Consider the following 15,752-nt stretch of genomic DNA (forward strand, 5'->3'; position numbering starts at 1 on the left):
GATGCCATCTGTCAGCGCATGAGGAGGAAATATGCCGGTCATTCAATCTTCCATCTCCACCTCCTCCGAAGGCTTCCGCGCCAACGCAGAGCGCATGCGCGCGCTGGTCTCAGACATTTCGGACAAGGCTGCATTGGTGCAACGCGGCGGCTCCGAGGAAGCCCGCGCTCGCCACACCGCGCGCGGCAAGCTGTTGCCCCGCGATCGGTTGGCGCAATTGCTGGACACGGGCTCGCCCTTCCTCGAGATCGGCCAGTTCGCAGCGTGGGACATGTATGACGACGCGATTTCCGCCGCCGGCATGATTGCCGGCATCGGCCGTGTCGAAGGCCGTGAGGTCATGGTGGTGGTGAACGACGCCACCGTCAAAGGCGGCACCTACTATCCGCTGACGGTGAAGAAACATCTGCGTGCGCAGGAGATCGCCCGGCAAAACAGGCTGCCCTGCGTCTACCTGGTGGATTCCGGCGGCGCCAACCTGCCCAACCAGGACGAAGTCTTTCCCGACCGCGAGCATTTCGGCCGCATCTTTTACAACCAGGCCAATATGAGCGCCGCCGGCATTCCGCAGATCGCCTGCGTAATGGGTTCCTGTACGGCGGGTGGCGCTTATGTGCCAGCGATGGCGGATGAATCGATCATGGTGCGCAAGCAGGCCACCATTTTCCTCGGTGGCCCACCTCTGGTGAAGGCGGCGACCGGCGAGGACGTCAGTGCCGAAGAGCTCGGTGGGGCTGACCTGCATACACGCGAAAGCGGCGTCGCCGACCACTACGCCATGGACGACGAGCATGCGCTGGCCATCTGCCGCCGCATCGTGCGCAATCTCAACCGCAGGAAGGAGATCGGGCTCGACCTGCGGTCTCCTCTGGCGCCACTCCATGATCCACGCGAGATCCACGGCATCGTCCCCGCTGACCTGCGCCAGCCCTATGATGTGCGAGAGGTGATCGCGCGCATTGTCGACGGTTCGGAACTCGACGAATTCAAGCAGAACTACGGTACAACGCTGGTCACCGGCTTTGCCCATATCCACGGCATGCCAGTCGGCATCATCGCCAACAATGGCGTGCTGTTTTCCGAAAGTGCCGTGAAAGGCGCGCACTTCATCGAACTGTGTTGCCAGCGCAAGATCCCGCTGGTGTTCCTGCAGAACATTACCGGCTTCATGGTCGGCAAAAAGTACGAGGCCGGCGGCATCGCCAAGGACGGCGCCAAGCTGGTGACCGCGGTTGCAACCGCACAAGTACCGAAGGTGACGATGATCATCGGCGGCTCATTCGGCGCCGGCAATTATGGCATGTGTGGCCGCGCCTACTCGCCCCGCTTCCTGTGGATGTGGCCGAACGCACGTATTTCGGTGATGGGAGGCGAACAGGCGGCGATGGTGCTGGCGCTGGTGCGGCGGGAGAACATCGAGCGCAAGGGCGGCACATGGTCGGCGGCTGAAGAGGCAGAATTCAAGCGCCCGACATTGGAGAAATATGAACGCGAGGGCCACCCGCTCTATTCTTCCGCCCGCCTTTGGGATGACGGCATCATCGACCCGGCAAGGTCGCGGGAGGTGCTGGCGCTGTCGTTGTCGGCCGCACTGAATGCGCCGATCGAGGACACAAAGTTCGGCGTATTCAGGATGTGATGCCGTGGCTTTGTCTTGCACCTCATTGAGGCCCATCGGAATCAGCGGCTGGCTCAAAGAATTCAGTTGGCCGCCGGCAATAATCTCATCTACCCACTGCCATGTTCTGCTTTGGGCACATGGGGGTAAAATTGCGACGTCTTCGTTCTCTGAATATATCCATTCTCGCTGGCGTGATTCTTGCGGCGATTTCAAACATAGCAGGCGCAGAGCCTCTCGCAGGCAGTCAGGGCGACAAGCGTTTTCCCCCGACCTTGCCAAGCAGTCCGAAAGATCCTTGCACCAAGGCATGGAAGGCCTATGTGGCGGCGGGCGGTCACTCAGCCTATGCGATCACACCCTATGCGCGCGTGAGGGATATCTTCGTCATCTGCGGCAGTTCGCTGAACGCAAAAACGCAGGCGGCCGCGGAAGAAAAAGCAATGGCAAGCTGTACACGCACCCGCGACAGCTACAAAGGCAAGATCAACATAGGTGGCGTCTGCGAGATCGCCGCTTCGAAGTAGGCTGCGCCTATTCCAGCCGCAAGGCCGCTTTGCAAAGTCGATATGAGTATCGGCCGCACCGCGTGGGGTGGCCGGTACAGCCTTCTTCCGACACATTGTTTCCTCCGTTAGCCAACATCGGAGGATGACCATGCAATTCCATCGTGGCCGCCTGATCGACCATGTACACCTTCGGGCAGCTGACCTGGAGGTGACCAGGCGTTTCTATCGCGCCGTGCTTGCCGCCATCGGCCGCGTCGATTCCATTCATGAGGGCGACAGCTTCTTTTCCGCCGACGAATTGTGGATCGACGCCGCCAACGGGCCAACATCGCGGGTGCACCTCGCTTTCCAGGTCCCGGATCGCGAGACGGTAGCGAAATTTTACGAGGCAGGGCTTGCCGCTGGCGGCAAGGATAATGGCGGGCCAGGTGAGCGCAGTTATCATCCCGGCTACTACGCCGCCTTCCTGTTCGATCCCGACGGCAACAACATCGAGGCGGTCTTCCATGGCCCTTTCGAACGTTCCGCGCCTTCGGTCGTGATCACGCCGAAGTAGATGCGAGCAGAAGCAGAAATGCCCAGGACAGGTTTCGTCGAGACGGATTTCGCGAGGGGCAGCTTGGTGCAATCGCACGCCAACGCCTCGCGAAAGGAGTTCAATTCGTTGCTGGTGGAGTTCGCGAAGAGCGCTTGAGCCGTCTTTTCGCCGATGGAGGCCCCAATGTTCTCAAAGATCCTGATTGCCAACCGCGGTGAAATCGCGTGCCGCGTCATCCGCACGGCGCGCCGACTGGGCGTGACCACCGTGGCGGTCTATTCGGACGCGGATGCCACCTCGCTGCATGTCGCCATGGCCGACGAAGCCGTGCATATCGGTGCATCTCCTGTTGGCGAAAGCTACCTGAAGGGAGATCGCATCATCGCCGCGGCAAAACAGACAGGCGCCGAGGCCATCCATCCCGGCTACGGTTTCCTCTCGGAAAATCCCGACTTCGTGGATCAGGTCATCGCCGCCGGCCTGATCTTCATCGGTCCGTCAGCCGATTCCATCCGCGCCATGGGTCTCAAGGACGCCGCCAAGCGACTTATGGAAAAAGCCGGCGTGCCGGTGGTTCCCGGTTATCACGGCGAGGCGCAGGACATCGTACTGCTTGCAGGCAAGGCCCGCGAGATCGGTTATCCCGTGCTGATCAAGGCGCGTGCCGGCGGCGGCGGCAAGGGCATGCGTCGCGTCGACAACCCCGACGATTTTTCGGAGGCTCTTTCCGGTGCCCGCCGCGAGGCCAAGGCAGCCTTCGGTGACGACCGCGTGCTTGTTGAGAAATATGTCGACAAGCCGCGCCATATCGAAGTGCAGGTGTTCGGCGACAATTTTGGCAACGCTGTGCATCTTTACGAGCGCGACTGCTCCGCGCAGCGCCGCCACCAGAAGGTTATCGAGGAAGCCCCTGCTCCGGATATGACGCCCGCCCTGCGCAAGGCGATGACCGAGGCAGCGGTCAAAGCCGCCAGAGCAATCAAGTATTCTGGTGCCGGCACCATCGAATTCATCGTTGACGCGTCGCAAGGGCTCAAGGCCGATCGCTTCTGGTTCATGGAAATGAACACGCGCCTGCAGGTGGAGCATCCGGTCACCGAGATGATCACCGGCGTTGATCTGGTCGAGTGGCAGCTGCGTGTCGCCTCGGGCGAGAAACTGCCCAGGACGCAGGAGCAGATCACCCTTTCCGGCCACGCCTTCGAAGCGAGGCTCTATGCGGAGGATGCTGCAAGAGGCTTCCTGCCGGCGATCGGCACGCTGCACCATCTGCGTTTCCCCGAACAAGCATCGGCCGGTGCCACCATGCGCATCGAAACAGGCGTGCGTGAGGGGGATGCCGTCTCGCCGTATTACGATCCGATGATCGCCAAGCTTGTCGTGCATGGGAATGACCGTACGGCCGCACTTTCGGCGCTGGAAACCGCATTGGCGGCAACGGAAATCGCGGGCTCTGTCACCAATACGGCCTTTCTGGCGGCTCTGGCCGCAGACCCGGATTTTGCCGCGGGCGATGTGGACACCGGACTGATCGGCCGTAAGCAGGAAAAACTGACCACCATTCCCGCTCCAGGCGACGAGGTCATCGCCACGGCGGCACTCGCAGCCGCCGATGTTGCGGAAAATCGCGATCCGTCCAATCCGTGGTCATCGCTTGTCGGCTACGCCCATTTCCATGCGGGCGCTCGGAACATCGCACTCAAGGCAGGCGAAAGCACCATCAGCGCCCGGATCACCGCACGCACCGACGGCGGGTTCGACGTCGCCACCGACAATGGCATCCATTCGCTGCGTGCCGGTAGCGGCAAACGGTTGGCTCGCTGGCCGGAGCACGTCACCGTCTTCTCCGGCGCGACCGGTTACAATTTCGGCGTTCCGGACCCGCTCGCCAAGGCGGATGACGCGGGCACAGGCGCCGGCAATTTGCGCGCGCCGATGCCTGGGCTGGTCAAGGTGGTGCGCTCGGGACCGGGTGAAACCGTGGTCAAGGGACAGCCGCTGCTGATCCTGGAGGCCATGAAAATGGAGCATACGATCGCCGCCCCTCATGACGGCACCATCGCAGAGATCGCGGCCGAGGGTGCGCAGGTAACCGATGGCACCGTGCTCGTGAGGTTTGTCGAAACGGATGCCTGAGCGGCTGGTATCGCCCCTTTCAAAAAGAGAATGGCCGGAACAGGCCCGGCCATTCTCCGATGGAAATCGAGCCGACGAACTCAGTCCAGCTTGATCGGCGCGTACTTGCCGTCGTGCCACTGGTTGATGTCGAACTTCGGATCCTTGATGTCGCCCTTTTCGTCGAGGGTGATCTCACCAACGACCGTGCTGATGGGCTTGCCGTCCTTCAATGCCGCCGCCACCTTGGCCGGGTCTTCCGAACCGGCGCGTTCGATGCCTTGGGCAACCGCCTGGATGACGCCATAAGAGAACAGCGTGAAGCCTTCCGGCGAGAAGCCACCGGCCTTGATCTTCTCAACAGCGTCCTTGGCCTCAGGCTTGGCCTGGGGATCGGACGGGAACACGAACATCGTGCCTTCGCCAGCCGGGCCGGCGATCTGCCAGAATTCGGGATTGGAAAGGCTATCCGGCATGATCAGCTGGAAATCGAAGTTCTGTTCCTTGGCCTGACGTTTGATCAAGCCACCTTCCGGATGATAGCCGCCGAAATAAACGACATCCGCCTTCAGTTCCTTGAGTTTGGTGACCAGCGCCGAATAGTCCTTCTCACCGGCGTTGATGCCTTCATAAGCGACTTCCTTCAGGCCACCTTCATTCATGGTCTTCTTGACCGCATCCGCAGCGCCCTGACCGTAGGCGCTCTTGTCGTGCAGCAGCACGACATTCTTGCCGGCATATTTCTTGGCGATCCAAGGACCGACGAAGTTGCCGCCGGCATCGTCACGGATGTAGAGGCGCAGGATCGTCGGCCAGCCCTTCTTGAAGGCAGCTTCGGTCAATTCCGGATTGGACGAAGCCGGCGTGATCATGACAATGCCGTTCTCGGCATAGATGGCAGACGCCGGGATGGTGGAGCCGGAACAGGCGTGACCATCAACGAACTTGATGCCTGCAGCCGCGATGCGGTTGGCGACTGAAACGGCCTGCTTGGGATCGCAGGCATCGTCTTCGACGACGATCTTGATCTTCTTGCCACCGATGCCGCCCTTTTCGTTGATCGCCGCGGCAGCGGCATTGGCGCCCTGCTTGAACTGATCACCGATCGGAGCGAGCTGACCGGTCATCGGGCCGACCACCGCGATGGAAATATCTTCGGCGTATGCCGCCGAGGCGCTGAGCACCGTGGCAAACACGGCTGCGCCCAGGAACTTTGCTGATTTCAACTCGAACCCTCCCATTGCCTTGCGCAAGCCCTCCCGGCTGCGCTTGCGTGCAATGGGCGCAAAAATTTGCAGTTCGTCAAGCCCATCCGGGCTGCATTGCATGCGTCCGGTTAATGCAATGATCAATTCTTGTGATCGAAGTCAAAACTCGCTTCAGTCTTGTCGAAGCATCGGAAAATCAGAATGGCCGGGACGAGCCCAGCCATTCTTCTGTTCAGCAGAAACCTGCCAAGGATCAATCCTGTTTGATCGGCGCATATTTGCCGTCATGCCACTGATTGATGTCGTATTTGGCGTTCTTGAGGTCGCCCTTCTCATCGAAGACAACCTCTCCCACGACGGTGCTGATCGGTTTGCCATCCTTCAGCGCTGCGGCAACCTTGGCCGGATCATCGCTGCCGGCGCGTTTGACGCCTTCGGCTATGGCCTGGATCGTTGCATAGGAGAACAGCGTGAAGCCTTCCGGAGCGAAACCCTTGCCCTTGATCTTCTCGATGGCTTCCTTGGCTTCCGGCCGCGCCTGTGGATCCGATGGGAACACGAACATCGTGCCCTCGCCGGCTGGGCCGGCGACCTGCCAGAATTCAGGGCTGGCGATGGAATCCGGCATGATGAGCTGGAACTTGAGACCCTGCTCGGCCGCCTGACGCATGATCAGCCCGCCTTCGGGGTGATAGCCGCCGAAGTAGACGACGTCGGCCTTGAGGTCCTTCAGCTTGGTGACGAGCGCCGAATAATCCTTCTCGCCGGCATTGATGCCTTCGTAAAGGACGTCCTTGAGACCGGCCTCGTTCATCGTCTTCTTCACGGCGTCGGCAACGCCCTGGCCGTATGCGCTCTTGTCGTGCAGAACGACAACATTCTTGCCGGCATATTTCCTGGCGATCCAGGGGCCGATAAAGGCGCCCTGTGCATCGTCACGGGTATAAAGACGCATGATGGTCGACCAGCCTTTCTTGGCCGCGTCGTCGGTCATCAACGGGTTCGAGGAGGCGGGGCTCATCATCAGCGCGCCTGCCTCGGCGTAGACAGCGGAAGCCGGAATGCTCGAACCCGAGCATGCATGGCCATCGATGAACTTGACGCCGTTGCCGACGATCCGGTTGGCCACCGAAACCGCCTGCTTGGGGTCGCACTGGTCATCTTCTATGTCCAGCTTGATCTGCCGTCCCCCCACGCCGCCAGCAGCGTTGATCGCCTCGGCGGCTGCCTGTGCGCCCTGCTTGAATTGATCGCCGATCGTGGCGAGCTGCCCCGTCATCGGTCCAACAACCGCGATGGAAATGTCTTCGGCATAAGCCACAGAGGTGCTCAACGCCGTCAGCAACAGCGCTGTGCCCAGGAATTTTGTTGTTTTCACTCTAACTCTCCCATTTTGCGCTCCCCTTTGTCGCGCACGATCGAGAATGGGTGAAAAAAACCGTCGTTCGTCAAGCCCGGCCGAACAAAGCGAAAACCGCGCCGGTCTTGTCACGACCGGTCGCGGTTTTCTCGCTATTCCCCCGAGCAGAGCCTGAGGAAGTCTTCCCTGTTGTCCGGTCGATCCGGCTAGCCGGTCGCCTTCCTTGGTATGCGCCGTTGGAGCGGCGTCACCGTCCCTTTGGGATGGAAATCAGTGCGTGGTCATCCATTCGCGGGCATCGCGCAGCGCCTGTGCGATTTCGCCCTTGGACATTGCCGACGAGAGTTCCGAGCGCCATTCGGCGGCCCGCAGCGAACCCTTGATGGCCGCGATGTTGAACCATTTGTGAGCGGCAATGACATCGGTCTCGCAATCGCGGCCGGTTGCATACATCACGCCAAGTTCGAAGAGAATGTCGGCCTGCGCGGTTGCGCCCATCGTGCCGACCCCAGCTTCAAGCATTTCGAAACGTGCCATTTGAAATCCCCTTGTCTGACCCTGTTGCTCCTGAAAGCCGCCGTCCGTTTCTTGGTGTGGACGTGCGCTCTTCCGATGCTTCACAGGATGCCGGGGACGCTTGAATCCGTCGTTAAATGGCTTGCTTAATTTGAGGAAAACAAAGCTAAAACAAGAAGTAAACGTGAGGAACCGTTAAGGATAGCAAGGGCGCGATTGCGGGGTTTCCATTCAAATTCGATGAAAATTCGCGACTGCGAAAACAAGGTTTCGCTAACCACGGCGAAGCTTCCATTTTGGTAAGAAATTGAAATCGCGCATTTCCAACGTCTTACGAAGGTCAAAGAAAAGCAGCTTTCCTTCCCCAGCGGCACGGCTTTTGTTTTACCGGGGACTGGATTAGCTTACCTGAGCGTAAGGGATGGAGAGGCTGGACCCGGCGTCCAGTTGAAGCGCAAAGGGAGGAACTCGATGTTTCGCAAAGTCAGCCTGGCACTTGCTGCCACATTGATCATGTCGGGTATGGCGCTCGCCGACCCGATCGAAGGCAACTGGAAGACCGCATCCGGCGCGACTGCCGCGATCTCGGGCGGCGGCTCGTTCTCGATCACGCTGAAGACCGGCAAGCACGCCGGCAAGACCATCGGATCATTCAAGGCTGCCGGCGACGGCAAATATTCCGGCACGATCACCGATCCGGACACCGACAAGACCTATAACGGCAAGGCTTCGCTGTCCGGCAGTTCGCTCAAGATGAGCGGTTGCGTGCTGGGCGGCCTGATCTGCAAGAGCCAGACCTGGACCAAGCTGTAACCGGACAGCCCGTAACGACATGACGGCAAGGCGTTTCCGCCACGCGGAGGCGCCTTTTCTTATGGTGCCGAAAAGACAAGCTCCCCCCTTTTCAGAACGGGAGGACAAGTCAGGACGTTTCAATTTCCCGTCAATCATTTTGAACCCTGGATGAACGGCAATCTCAGAAGAGGTTCAGCCACGTTGCGGCATTCTCTCCGACATTGAAGGAGAGACACCCAGATGTTCGCGCGCCGCTTCACAATCGTCTGCCTGCTGACGGCGCTGTTCGGCATGGGTTTTGCGATCCTCGTTGCAGAGAATGCACGGCTGGACCACGGCTGGAACCAGGCTGGCCTGCGATGCGGCACCACCTGCTCCAGTTCATTTTGATCGAGACGAAACGCCATGACCTCGTTTGCGCAAAACGCCATCACCCTGCTGAGGCTTCTGCCCCGTGCAACACTGATCTTGCTGTTGCTTGCAGCACCGGTTCTGGCAGTGCCGATGATGCGTGCCAATGCCGGTTCGACCATAGAAGCGCCAGCACCCAAGAAAACGGGACTTGGACTGGTCCTGCTGGTGAGTCTGCAGCGCGCCTGAATGCTGCAGCAGCATCTAAAAAAGCAAATAGCGAACCGTCCGAGGGACACCCCTCCCAACTGTCATTTTCCATCTCTATAATGGGTCATGGAAAAGCGAATCTACCCACAAGCGATTGAAACCGTGGTCATGCCGGAGCCCTACGCCCGGCAATCCTTTGACGATGCTGGCAAGGCCGTCGCGGCGCTGCGCGCGCTGTATGAACGCAACACCAAGTTCCTGCGCGATTCCTTCTCGGCGCTGGCTGCCGGCGGCGACAACGACAAACGCTACCGCGCCTTCTATCCCGAGGTGAGCGTCGTCACCAATTCCTTCACCCAGGTGGACTCGCGCCAGGCCTACGGTCACATGCCGACACCTGGCCAGTTCTCGACCACGATCACCCGGCCGGACCTGTTCCAAAGCTACCTGACCGAACAACTGCGGCTGATCATGCGCAACCATGGCGTTCCGGTCATCGTTTCGGAATCGGAGACGCCGATCCCCGTGCACTTCGCCTTCCTTGAAGGGACCTATGTCGACAGCGCAGCGGCCGAGCGCATCCGCCGGCCGATCCGCGACTTGTTCGATGTGCCGGATCTTGACGGCACCGACGACCAGATCGCCAACGGCACCTTCGAAGTGGCGCTGGGCGACCCACGACCGCTGGCCCCCTTCACCGCCCAGCGCATCGACTACTCCCTGCACCGGCTGACCCACTATACGGCGACAAGCCCGCAGCATTTCCAGAACTTCGTTCTGTTCACCAACTACCAGTTCTACATCGACGAGTTCTGCGCGATGGCGCGCGATCTGATGGCGAAAGGTGGTGAGGGCTATACCGAGTTTGTCGAGCCGGGCAACGTCGTGACGAAACCGGGCGCTACGATGCCAAGTGAAGGAATTGCACCGCCACGCCTGCCGCAGATGCCCGCCTATCATCTGAAGCGTGGCGATCATGGCGGTATCACCATGATCAATATCGGCGTCGGCCCTTCCAACGCCAAGACGATCACCGACCACGTCGCGGTGCTGCGCCCGCATGCCTGGCTCATGCTTGGTCATTGCGCCGGCCTGCGCAACACACAGGCCTTGGGGGACTACGTACTGGCGCATGCCTATGTGCGTGAAGACCACGTGCTGGACGATGACCTGCCGGTGTGGGTGCCGGTGCCGGCGCTGGCCGAGGTCCAGGTGGCGCTCGAAGAGGCTGTCGCCGAAGTGACAGGGCTTTCCGGTTACGATCTCAAGCGGGTGATGCGCACCGGCACGGTCGCCACCATCGACAACCGCAACTGGGAGCTGCGCGATCAGCGCGGCCCGGTGCAGCGGCTGTCGCAGTCACGCGCGATCGCGCTCGATATGGAATCGGCAACGATCGCAGCCAATGGTTTCCGCTTCCGTGTGCCTTACGGGACATTGCTGTGCGTTTCCGACAAGCCGTTGCACGGTGAGTTGAAACTGCCCGGCATGGCGACCGAGTTCTACAAGCGGCAGGTGTCGCAGCATCTCACCATTGGCATCCGTGCCATGCAGAAGCTGGCCGAAATGCCGATGGAGCGGCTGCACTCGCGCAAGCTGCGTTCGTTCTCCGAGACCGCATTCCAATAGAAACCGGCCCCCGTCGTCCTGCGACGTCAGTTACCGTTCACCAGTTCGAGAATGAGCCGCTGGATGGCTCCGCCGGCGCCCATCTCGACACGATCGAAATCACGGCTCTGCTGGCGCTGCGTGACAGAGGCATCGGAAAGCGGTTTCTGGATTTCCTGGCGGATCTTCTGGCAACCGGGATCGTTGGGCACCGATACGCCGATGGTGGTCCGTTCGATCTGCGCCAGCATCGCCTTGATGTGGTCGCCATGCACCTTCTCGTGGCGACGAAGGCCGTCGATGAAGATATCCCAGCGCTTCTGTACTGCAGGCGGTAGCGGGTTTGCAGGCTTGGGCAGTGTGTAAGTGATGATCAGCGTTGGCGTTGCCGACTTCAATGTGCAGCCACCGTTTTCCGGGACGTAGTTTCGTCTCCAGGTGAGCTTAAAGAATGTGTGCGCGATGACGCGGCCACCGCTTCTTCCCACTTCCGGCCCATTCTGACCGATCGACGCGTAGAGTTCAGCGCCGGTGGTGCCGGTGACAGCGTAAGGTTTTTCCTGCTCGATGGTCTTGGCGATGGCGGAAGTTGCAGCCAGAAGCGCAGCCACACACGCCGAAAGGAGGCCAAGCCCGGTCTTCAAAGTCATGCTGTCCCTGCCATGATGCCATTTTCGTGCGCACCATAGATGCCGAACCGGCGGCGATCAAAACGGAATCGGAATTTTCCGCTGCTGGATCAGCGCTCGCGCACAAGCCTGGCGACCAGCGCCTCGACCCGACCGCCTTGACGGTGCTCACGCTGGTCGAAGGCGACCTGCTTGGCTTCAAATTCCTCGTAGATCGCATCGACACGCCGCTGCGCCTCACGCTGTGTCTTGATGCAGTGCGGATCATTGGCGACCGCAAGATCGGTGATGGCGCGTTCGCCAGCGGCAATTCCCTGCCTGGCGATGCGGCCGTGCGTCTGCTCATGTGCGCGTACGCCGGCGAAGAACCGCTGCCACCGCTTGCGCAAGGCAGATGACATCGGCGTCGTCACATTCGGGTACATATAGGTCATGTCCAGCGTCGCGCTGGCAGCCTTGACGTGGCAGACATCAGCCTTGGCCTTGAGATCGAAATTCCAGTCGACGGTGTAGGAGGTCTGGGCAATGGCCCGTGTCAGGAAGCCGTGCTTGGGACCGCTCTTGTCCATGGCGTCGATCAGCGCCTGGCCGCTTTCACCCGCGATATCATAGGTGCGTATATGGGTGATCACTTTCGAGCCGGCGGTCGCGACACCTGGCGCGCCTATCGCTGCCAGCAGAGCGAGACTGCAGAAAATAGACCGGCCCATCAGATATCCTCCCGCGCTCGCCCATTTTATCACTGTTGGGGTGCGAGCACAGGAGCATAAACGCTACCATACGGTCAAATTAAGGCCCTTAGGGTTCTTTTGGAGCCTTAGAGCAATTCCAGGAAAAGTGTGTAACGGTTTTCCGTCTGGAATTGCGAAAACAAAGAGTTAGAGCGTTTCCGTGTTTCCGTGAAAACCGGAAACGCTCCAGAGGCCGCGGCTAGGCGGAAGACGCTCCAAAGCATCGGCGATACGCACCGCATTTACCGGAATCGATCCCGAATTCCTGCCGATGCGCGGTCCCGAAACTACATGTTCTGGTAGACTGGCCCCTCGCCACCCTGCGGCGGCACCCAGTTGATATTCTGGTTCGGGTCCTTGATGTCGCAAGTCTTGCAGTGCACGCAATTCTGCGCGTTGATGACGAAACGCACATCCTTGGCCAACGGATCTGCCGCGGCGTTGCCGTCGGCGTCCACCCACTCGTAGACACCGGCCGGACAATAGCGCGTCGACGGACCGCCGAAGACATCGTGCTCCGAACTCACCTGCAGCGCGGCATCCTTGACCTGGAGATGGACCGGCTGATCCTCTTCATGGTTGGTGCCAGACAGGAAGACCGACGACAGGCGATCGAAGGTCAGCACGCCATCGGGCTTTGGATAGGCGATCCTCTGGTGCTTCGACGCGGGCTCAAGCGATGCAGCATCGGTCTTGCCGTGCTTCAGCGTGCCGAACGGCGAAAAACCGAACAGCGTGTTCAGCCACATGTCGAGCGCGCCAAGGCCAACACCCGCGAGTGTTCCGAAGCGCGACCACAATGGCTTGACGTTGCGCACCTTCTTCAGATCCCTGCCGATGTCGCTGTCGCGCCAGGCTTCTTCGTAGGAGACAAGTTCGTCATTGGCACGACCGGCGGCAATCGCCTCCACGGCATGCTCTGCTGCCAGCATGCCGGACAGTACGGCATTGTGAGAGCCCTTGATGCGCGGCACGTTGACGAGGCCTGCGGCACAGCCCATCAGAACACCGCCGGGGAACGACATCTTCGGCACCGACTGGTAACCGCCCTCGGTGATGGCGCGGGCGCCATAGCCGAGACGCTTGGCGCCGGCAAAGGTCGGCGCGATAGCCGGGTGTGTCTTGAAGCGCTGGAATTCCTCGAAGGGCGACAGATACGGGTTCTTGTAGTTCAGGTGGACGACGAAGCCGACCGCCACCTGGTTGTCCTCGAGATGATAAAGGAAGGAACCGCCACCGGTCTTCATATCGAGCGGCCAGCCAAAGGAATGCTGGACAAGACCAGGCTTGTGGTTCTCCGGCTTGACCTGCCAGAGTTCCTTGAGGCCAATGCCAAATTTGGCCGGCTCGCGGCCAGCGTCGAGCTGATACCTGGCGATGAGCTGCTTGCTGAGTGAACCGCGCGCGCCCTCCCCGATCAGCACATATTTGCCCATCAGTGCCATGCCTGGCGCGAAGTTCGGCCCGTGCGTACCGTCCTTCTCCACCCCCATGTCGCCGGTGTAAACACCGGTGACCGCGCCTTCCTCATTGTAGAGAAGGCCGGCTGCGGCAAAACCCGGATAGATTTCCACGCCCAGAGCCTCGGCCTTGCCGGCCAGCCAGCGGCAGACATTGCCGAGCGAGACGATGAAGTTGCCGTGGTTGTTCATCAGCGGCGGCATCAGAACGTTCGGCAGCCTGAAGGAACCTGCCGGCCCGAGCAGCAGGAAATGGTCCGCGGTAACCGGCGTCTTGAAGGGATGATCTCCCTCCTCGCGCCAGCCGGGCAGAAGGCGGTCGATGCCGATCGGGTCGACGACCGCGCCGGAGAGAATGTGTGCCCCCGCTTCGCCGCCCTTTTCCAGCACCACGACGGAAAGATCGGGATTGAGCTGCTTCAGCCGGATCGCCGCGGCGAGGCCTGCCGGCCCGGCTCCGACGATCACCACGTCGAATTCCATGCTCTCGCGTTCGATCTCGCTCATAGGTCCCTCCGCACTGGCTTGCCGTTCCGGCATATTGCTGGCTCATGCGCTCCATAGCGCATCATTCCGCGACGCGAAACCGGCATGGAACGACGGCATCGCATTGACAACAGACGAAGCCGCCACGTTCTTCAGAATATTTTACGTTCACGTAAACGTCAATTACAGGATACACCTGAAAACGGACGCTTTTCGAGACACCCGTTATCGGTCATAGTCCTGTTCATGCGCATTCATGGGCCAGCCGGCTTAGCAACGTCGCGCCTCCGTTCCGCCTCGGGCCTGTTGTGGCCTGCGGCCATCCTCGGCTTTCTCCTGTTAGCCTCTCCGGGCCAGGCTCAAAAGAAACAAAAGGTTTGGGAAAGCGGAGCTTATTCCTTTTCCGACGAGCTCGGTGGTTTCCATATCAGGGGCGTCTCCGGCAAAGGCACGCGCGCGGACCCTATCGTCATTGACGAGGAATTCACTTCCGCAACGCCGGTGACGCTGACGATCCGCACCATCAAGCCGATCCAGCCCTTCGACAGCACGGGCGATTATGCCAGCGGCATCATCTACATGCGCATCAATGCACTCAACAACAGCGGCCATGCCTGGGTGGAATTCCAGTTCGAACTGCAGGAGATTCTCGACCAGCCAAGCGTGTTCGGCGACGGCCTCTCCTTCGATCAGCGCAACAAGACACCCGAAAACATAGGATCGTCGAACTTTGCGACCTTCGACCGCAATTTCGAACCCTATGACCGGTTGCTGTTCACCAAGGGCAAGGTCGATCCGCTGGAAACAGCGGAATTCGAATTCCTGATCACCGACTACACGCCGCGCTGGACCTTCTATCTGATGCAGGATCCGCGTATTCCATCGAGCTGATGGCTTGCTGCACGCTGAGCTTTCCGGAAAGCCCGCAATCAGCCATACTGATTGTATGTGCAGCACCGTCCCGACACGGTTTTCACCATGGCGTCCTTTCGCCACTCGCCAGTTGCCATTCCTTGCGACCCTTATCGGCTCCCTCGCCATGGCACCGTCGCCGAGCCAAGCCGTAGAACACAAGATATGGTCGTGCGGTCCCTATTCCGTCTCGGACGAACTTGGCGATTTCCGGATCACCGACGCTTCCGGCAAAGGGACACGCGACGCCCCCATTGTGATCGAAGAAGAGCTGGATTCGCCAGCTCCAGTGACACTGACCGTTCGCACCACGCGACCGTTAGTGCCGTTTGATCCTTCCGGCGACTATGCGTCCGGGCAGCTTTACCTTCGCATCAGCGCACTCAACAACAGTGGCGAACCCTGGGTCGAGTTCGAATTCGAACTTCAATCCGCCCTCGGCCGTCTGAGCGACGATGCAGACGGTCTTTCTTTCGATCAGCGCAATGTGAGCCCCGAGAACATCCATTCCGCTGACTATGGCGAATTCCAGCGGGAAATGCGTCCCTATGACCGGCTCGTGTTCAAGAAAGGCCACGCCGATCCGAAACATGTTGCGGAATTCGAATTCCTGGTAACCGACTACACGCCGCACCTGGCCATCTATCTGGTGCAGGAGCCGCATGTTCCGTCGAGTTAGCCGGCCCATTTCGCCCGCTGCATGCTT

16 protein-coding genes are annotated in these 15,752 nt (G+C 60.1%); 10 read left to right on the plus strand and 6 right to left on the minus strand.

Annotated features, from left to right (window positions below; genetic code table 11):
* Nucleotides 1-31: 31 nt before the first annotated feature.
* From ACFWYE_RS07605 to ACFWYE_RS07620, 4 genes are all read left to right on the plus strand, one after another.
* The gene (locus tag ACFWYE_RS07605; protein ID WP_379110531.1) at nt 32-1,639 is read left to right on the plus strand and encodes a carboxyl transferase domain-containing protein; all 1,608 of its coding nucleotides are present in this window, start codon (nt 32-34) and stop codon (nt 1,637-1,639) included.
* Between the two features lie 131 nt (nt 1,640-1,770).
* Nucleotides 1,771-2,145 (plus strand): hypothetical protein, encoded by a 375-nt coding sequence (locus tag ACFWYE_RS07610; protein ID WP_379110533.1) that lies wholly within the window; start codon nt 1,771-1,773, stop codon nt 2,143-2,145.
* A gap of 130 nt (nt 2,146-2,275) precedes the next feature.
* A complete protein-coding gene (locus ACFWYE_RS07615; RefSeq protein ID WP_379061202.1) occupies nt 2,276-2,683 on the plus strand; it encodes a VOC family protein in 408 nt (135 codons plus the stop codon).
* 165 nt (nt 2,684-2,848) lie between these two features.
* Complete coding sequence (locus tag ACFWYE_RS07620; protein WP_379110535.1) at nt 2,849-4,801, plus strand: acetyl/propionyl/methylcrotonyl-CoA carboxylase subunit alpha; 1,953 nt, start codon at nt 2,849-2,851, stop codon at nt 4,799-4,801.
* Between the two features lie 80 nt (nt 4,802-4,881).
* On the opposite strand, the gene ACFWYE_RS07625 is transcribed toward ACFWYE_RS07620, so the two are convergent.
* From ACFWYE_RS07625 to ACFWYE_RS07635, 3 genes are all read right to left on the minus strand, one after another.
* Nucleotides 4,882-6,006, minus strand: a complete 1,125-nt coding sequence (locus ACFWYE_RS07625; protein WP_379061207.1) for an ABC transporter substrate-binding protein — start codon at nt 6,004-6,006, stop codon at nt 4,882-4,884.
* Between the two features lie 235 nt (nt 6,007-6,241).
* Complete coding sequence (locus tag ACFWYE_RS07630) at nt 6,242-7,366, minus strand: ABC transporter substrate-binding protein (RefSeq protein WP_379110537.1); 1,125 nt, start codon at nt 7,364-7,366, stop codon at nt 6,242-6,244.
* Between the two features lie 252 nt (nt 7,367-7,618).
* Nucleotides 7,619-7,885: a sel1 repeat family protein gene (locus ACFWYE_RS07635; RefSeq protein ID WP_129410469.1), complete on the minus strand. Its 267-nt coding sequence runs from the start codon at nt 7,883-7,885 to the stop codon at nt 7,619-7,621.
* A gap of 450 nt (nt 7,886-8,335) precedes the next feature.
* On the opposite strand from ACFWYE_RS07635, the gene ACFWYE_RS07640 reads away from it, so the two are divergent.
* The 4 genes from ACFWYE_RS07640 (at nt 8,336) to ACFWYE_RS07655 (ending at nt 10,849) form a co-directional block, all read left to right on the plus strand.
* Entirely contained in the window at nt 8,336-8,677 is a 342-nt protein-coding gene (locus ACFWYE_RS07640) for a DUF2147 domain-containing protein (RefSeq protein WP_379061211.1), read from the plus strand.
* A gap of 222 nt (nt 8,678-8,899) precedes the next feature.
* Complete coding sequence (locus tag ACFWYE_RS07645) at nt 8,900-9,049, plus strand: hypothetical protein (protein ID WP_326891239.1); 150 nt, start codon at nt 8,900-8,902, stop codon at nt 9,047-9,049.
* Between the two features lie 15 nt (nt 9,050-9,064).
* On the plus strand, nt 9,065-9,259 hold the full coding sequence (locus ACFWYE_RS07650) for a hypothetical protein (RefSeq protein WP_379110539.1): 195 nt from the start codon (nt 9,065-9,067) through the stop codon (nt 9,257-9,259).
* Nucleotides 9,260-9,346: 87 nt separating this feature from the next.
* Nucleotides 9,347-10,849 (plus strand): AMP nucleosidase, encoded by a 1,503-nt coding sequence (locus tag ACFWYE_RS07655; protein WP_379061216.1) that lies wholly within the window; start codon nt 9,347-9,349, stop codon nt 10,847-10,849.
* A gap of 26 nt (nt 10,850-10,875) precedes the next feature.
* On the opposite strand, the gene ACFWYE_RS07660 is transcribed toward ACFWYE_RS07655, so the two are convergent.
* The 3 genes from ACFWYE_RS07660 to ACFWYE_RS07670 form a co-directional block, all read right to left on the minus strand.
* Complete coding sequence (locus ACFWYE_RS07660) at nt 10,876-11,478, minus strand: DUF922 domain-containing Zn-dependent protease (protein ID WP_379061218.1); 603 nt, start codon at nt 11,476-11,478, stop codon at nt 10,876-10,878.
* An 89-nt stretch (nt 11,479-11,567) separates the two neighbouring features.
* Nucleotides 11,568-12,167 (minus strand): DUF922 domain-containing protein, encoded by a 600-nt coding sequence (locus tag ACFWYE_RS07665; RefSeq protein WP_379061220.1) that lies wholly within the window; start codon nt 12,165-12,167, stop codon nt 11,568-11,570.
* A gap of 308 nt (nt 12,168-12,475) precedes the next feature.
* Nucleotides 12,476-14,155 (minus strand): electron transfer flavoprotein-ubiquinone oxidoreductase, encoded by a 1,680-nt coding sequence (locus ACFWYE_RS07670; RefSeq protein ID WP_379110540.1) that lies wholly within the window; start codon nt 14,153-14,155, stop codon nt 12,476-12,478.
* Nucleotides 14,156-14,380: 225 nt separating this feature from the next.
* Between ACFWYE_RS07670 and ACFWYE_RS07675 the strand changes: the two genes are divergently transcribed.
* Complete coding sequence (locus ACFWYE_RS07675) at nt 14,381-15,025, plus strand: hypothetical protein (RefSeq protein ID WP_379110646.1); 645 nt, start codon at nt 14,381-14,383, stop codon at nt 15,023-15,025.
* A gap of 4 nt (nt 15,026-15,029) precedes the next feature.
* Complete coding sequence (locus tag ACFWYE_RS07680) at nt 15,030-15,725, plus strand: hypothetical protein (protein ID WP_379110542.1); 696 nt, start codon at nt 15,030-15,032, stop codon at nt 15,723-15,725.
* Nucleotides 15,726-15,752 lie beyond the last annotated feature (27 nt).

This window comes from Mesorhizobium sp. NPDC059025 (genome assembly GCF_042739655.1).
Taxonomy (GTDB): Bacteria; Pseudomonadota; Alphaproteobacteria; order Rhizobiales; family Rhizobiaceae; genus Mesorhizobium.

Excerpts from the sequence above, each read along its gene's own strand:
- ACFWYE_RS07615 (WP_379061202.1), top strand. The coding sequence starts at position 2,276 with ATGCAATTCCATCGTGGCCGCCTGATCGACCATGTACACCTTCGGGCA.
- ACFWYE_RS07655 (WP_379061216.1), top strand. The coding sequence starts at position 9,347 with ATGGAAAAGCGAATCTACCCACAAGCGATTGAAACCGTGGTCATGCCG.
- ACFWYE_RS07670 (WP_379110540.1), bottom strand. The coding sequence starts at position 14,155 with ATGAGCGAGATCGAACGCGAGAGCATGGAATTCGACGTGGTGATCGTC.
- ACFWYE_RS07645 (WP_326891239.1), top strand. The coding sequence starts at position 8,900 with ATGTTCGCGCGCCGCTTCACAATCGTCTGCCTGCTGACGGCGCTGTTC.
- ACFWYE_RS07660 (WP_379061218.1), bottom strand. The coding sequence starts at position 11,478 with ATGACTTTGAAGACCGGGCTTGGCCTCCTTTCGGCGTGTGTGGCTGCG.
- ACFWYE_RS07675 (WP_379110646.1), top strand. The coding sequence starts at position 14,381 with ATGCGCATTCATGGGCCAGCCGGCTTAGCAACGTCGCGCCTCCGTTCC.
- ACFWYE_RS07665 (WP_379061220.1), bottom strand. The coding sequence starts at position 12,167 with ATGGGCCGGTCTATTTTCTGCAGTCTCGCTCTGCTGGCAGCGATAGGC.
- ACFWYE_RS07605 (WP_379110531.1), top strand. The coding sequence starts at position 32 with ATGCCGGTCATTCAATCTTCCATCTCCACCTCCTCCGAAGGCTTCCGC.
- ACFWYE_RS07620 (WP_379110535.1), top strand. The coding sequence starts at position 2,849 with ATGTTCTCAAAGATCCTGATTGCCAACCGCGGTGAAATCGCGTGCCGC.
- ACFWYE_RS07650 (WP_379110539.1), top strand. The coding sequence starts at position 9,065 with ATGACCTCGTTTGCGCAAAACGCCATCACCCTGCTGAGGCTTCTGCCC.
- ACFWYE_RS07640 (WP_379061211.1), top strand. The coding sequence starts at position 8,336 with ATGTTTCGCAAAGTCAGCCTGGCACTTGCTGCCACATTGATCATGTCG.
- ACFWYE_RS07635 (WP_129410469.1), bottom strand. The coding sequence starts at position 7,885 with ATGGCACGTTTCGAAATGCTTGAAGCTGGGGTCGGCACGATGGGCGCA.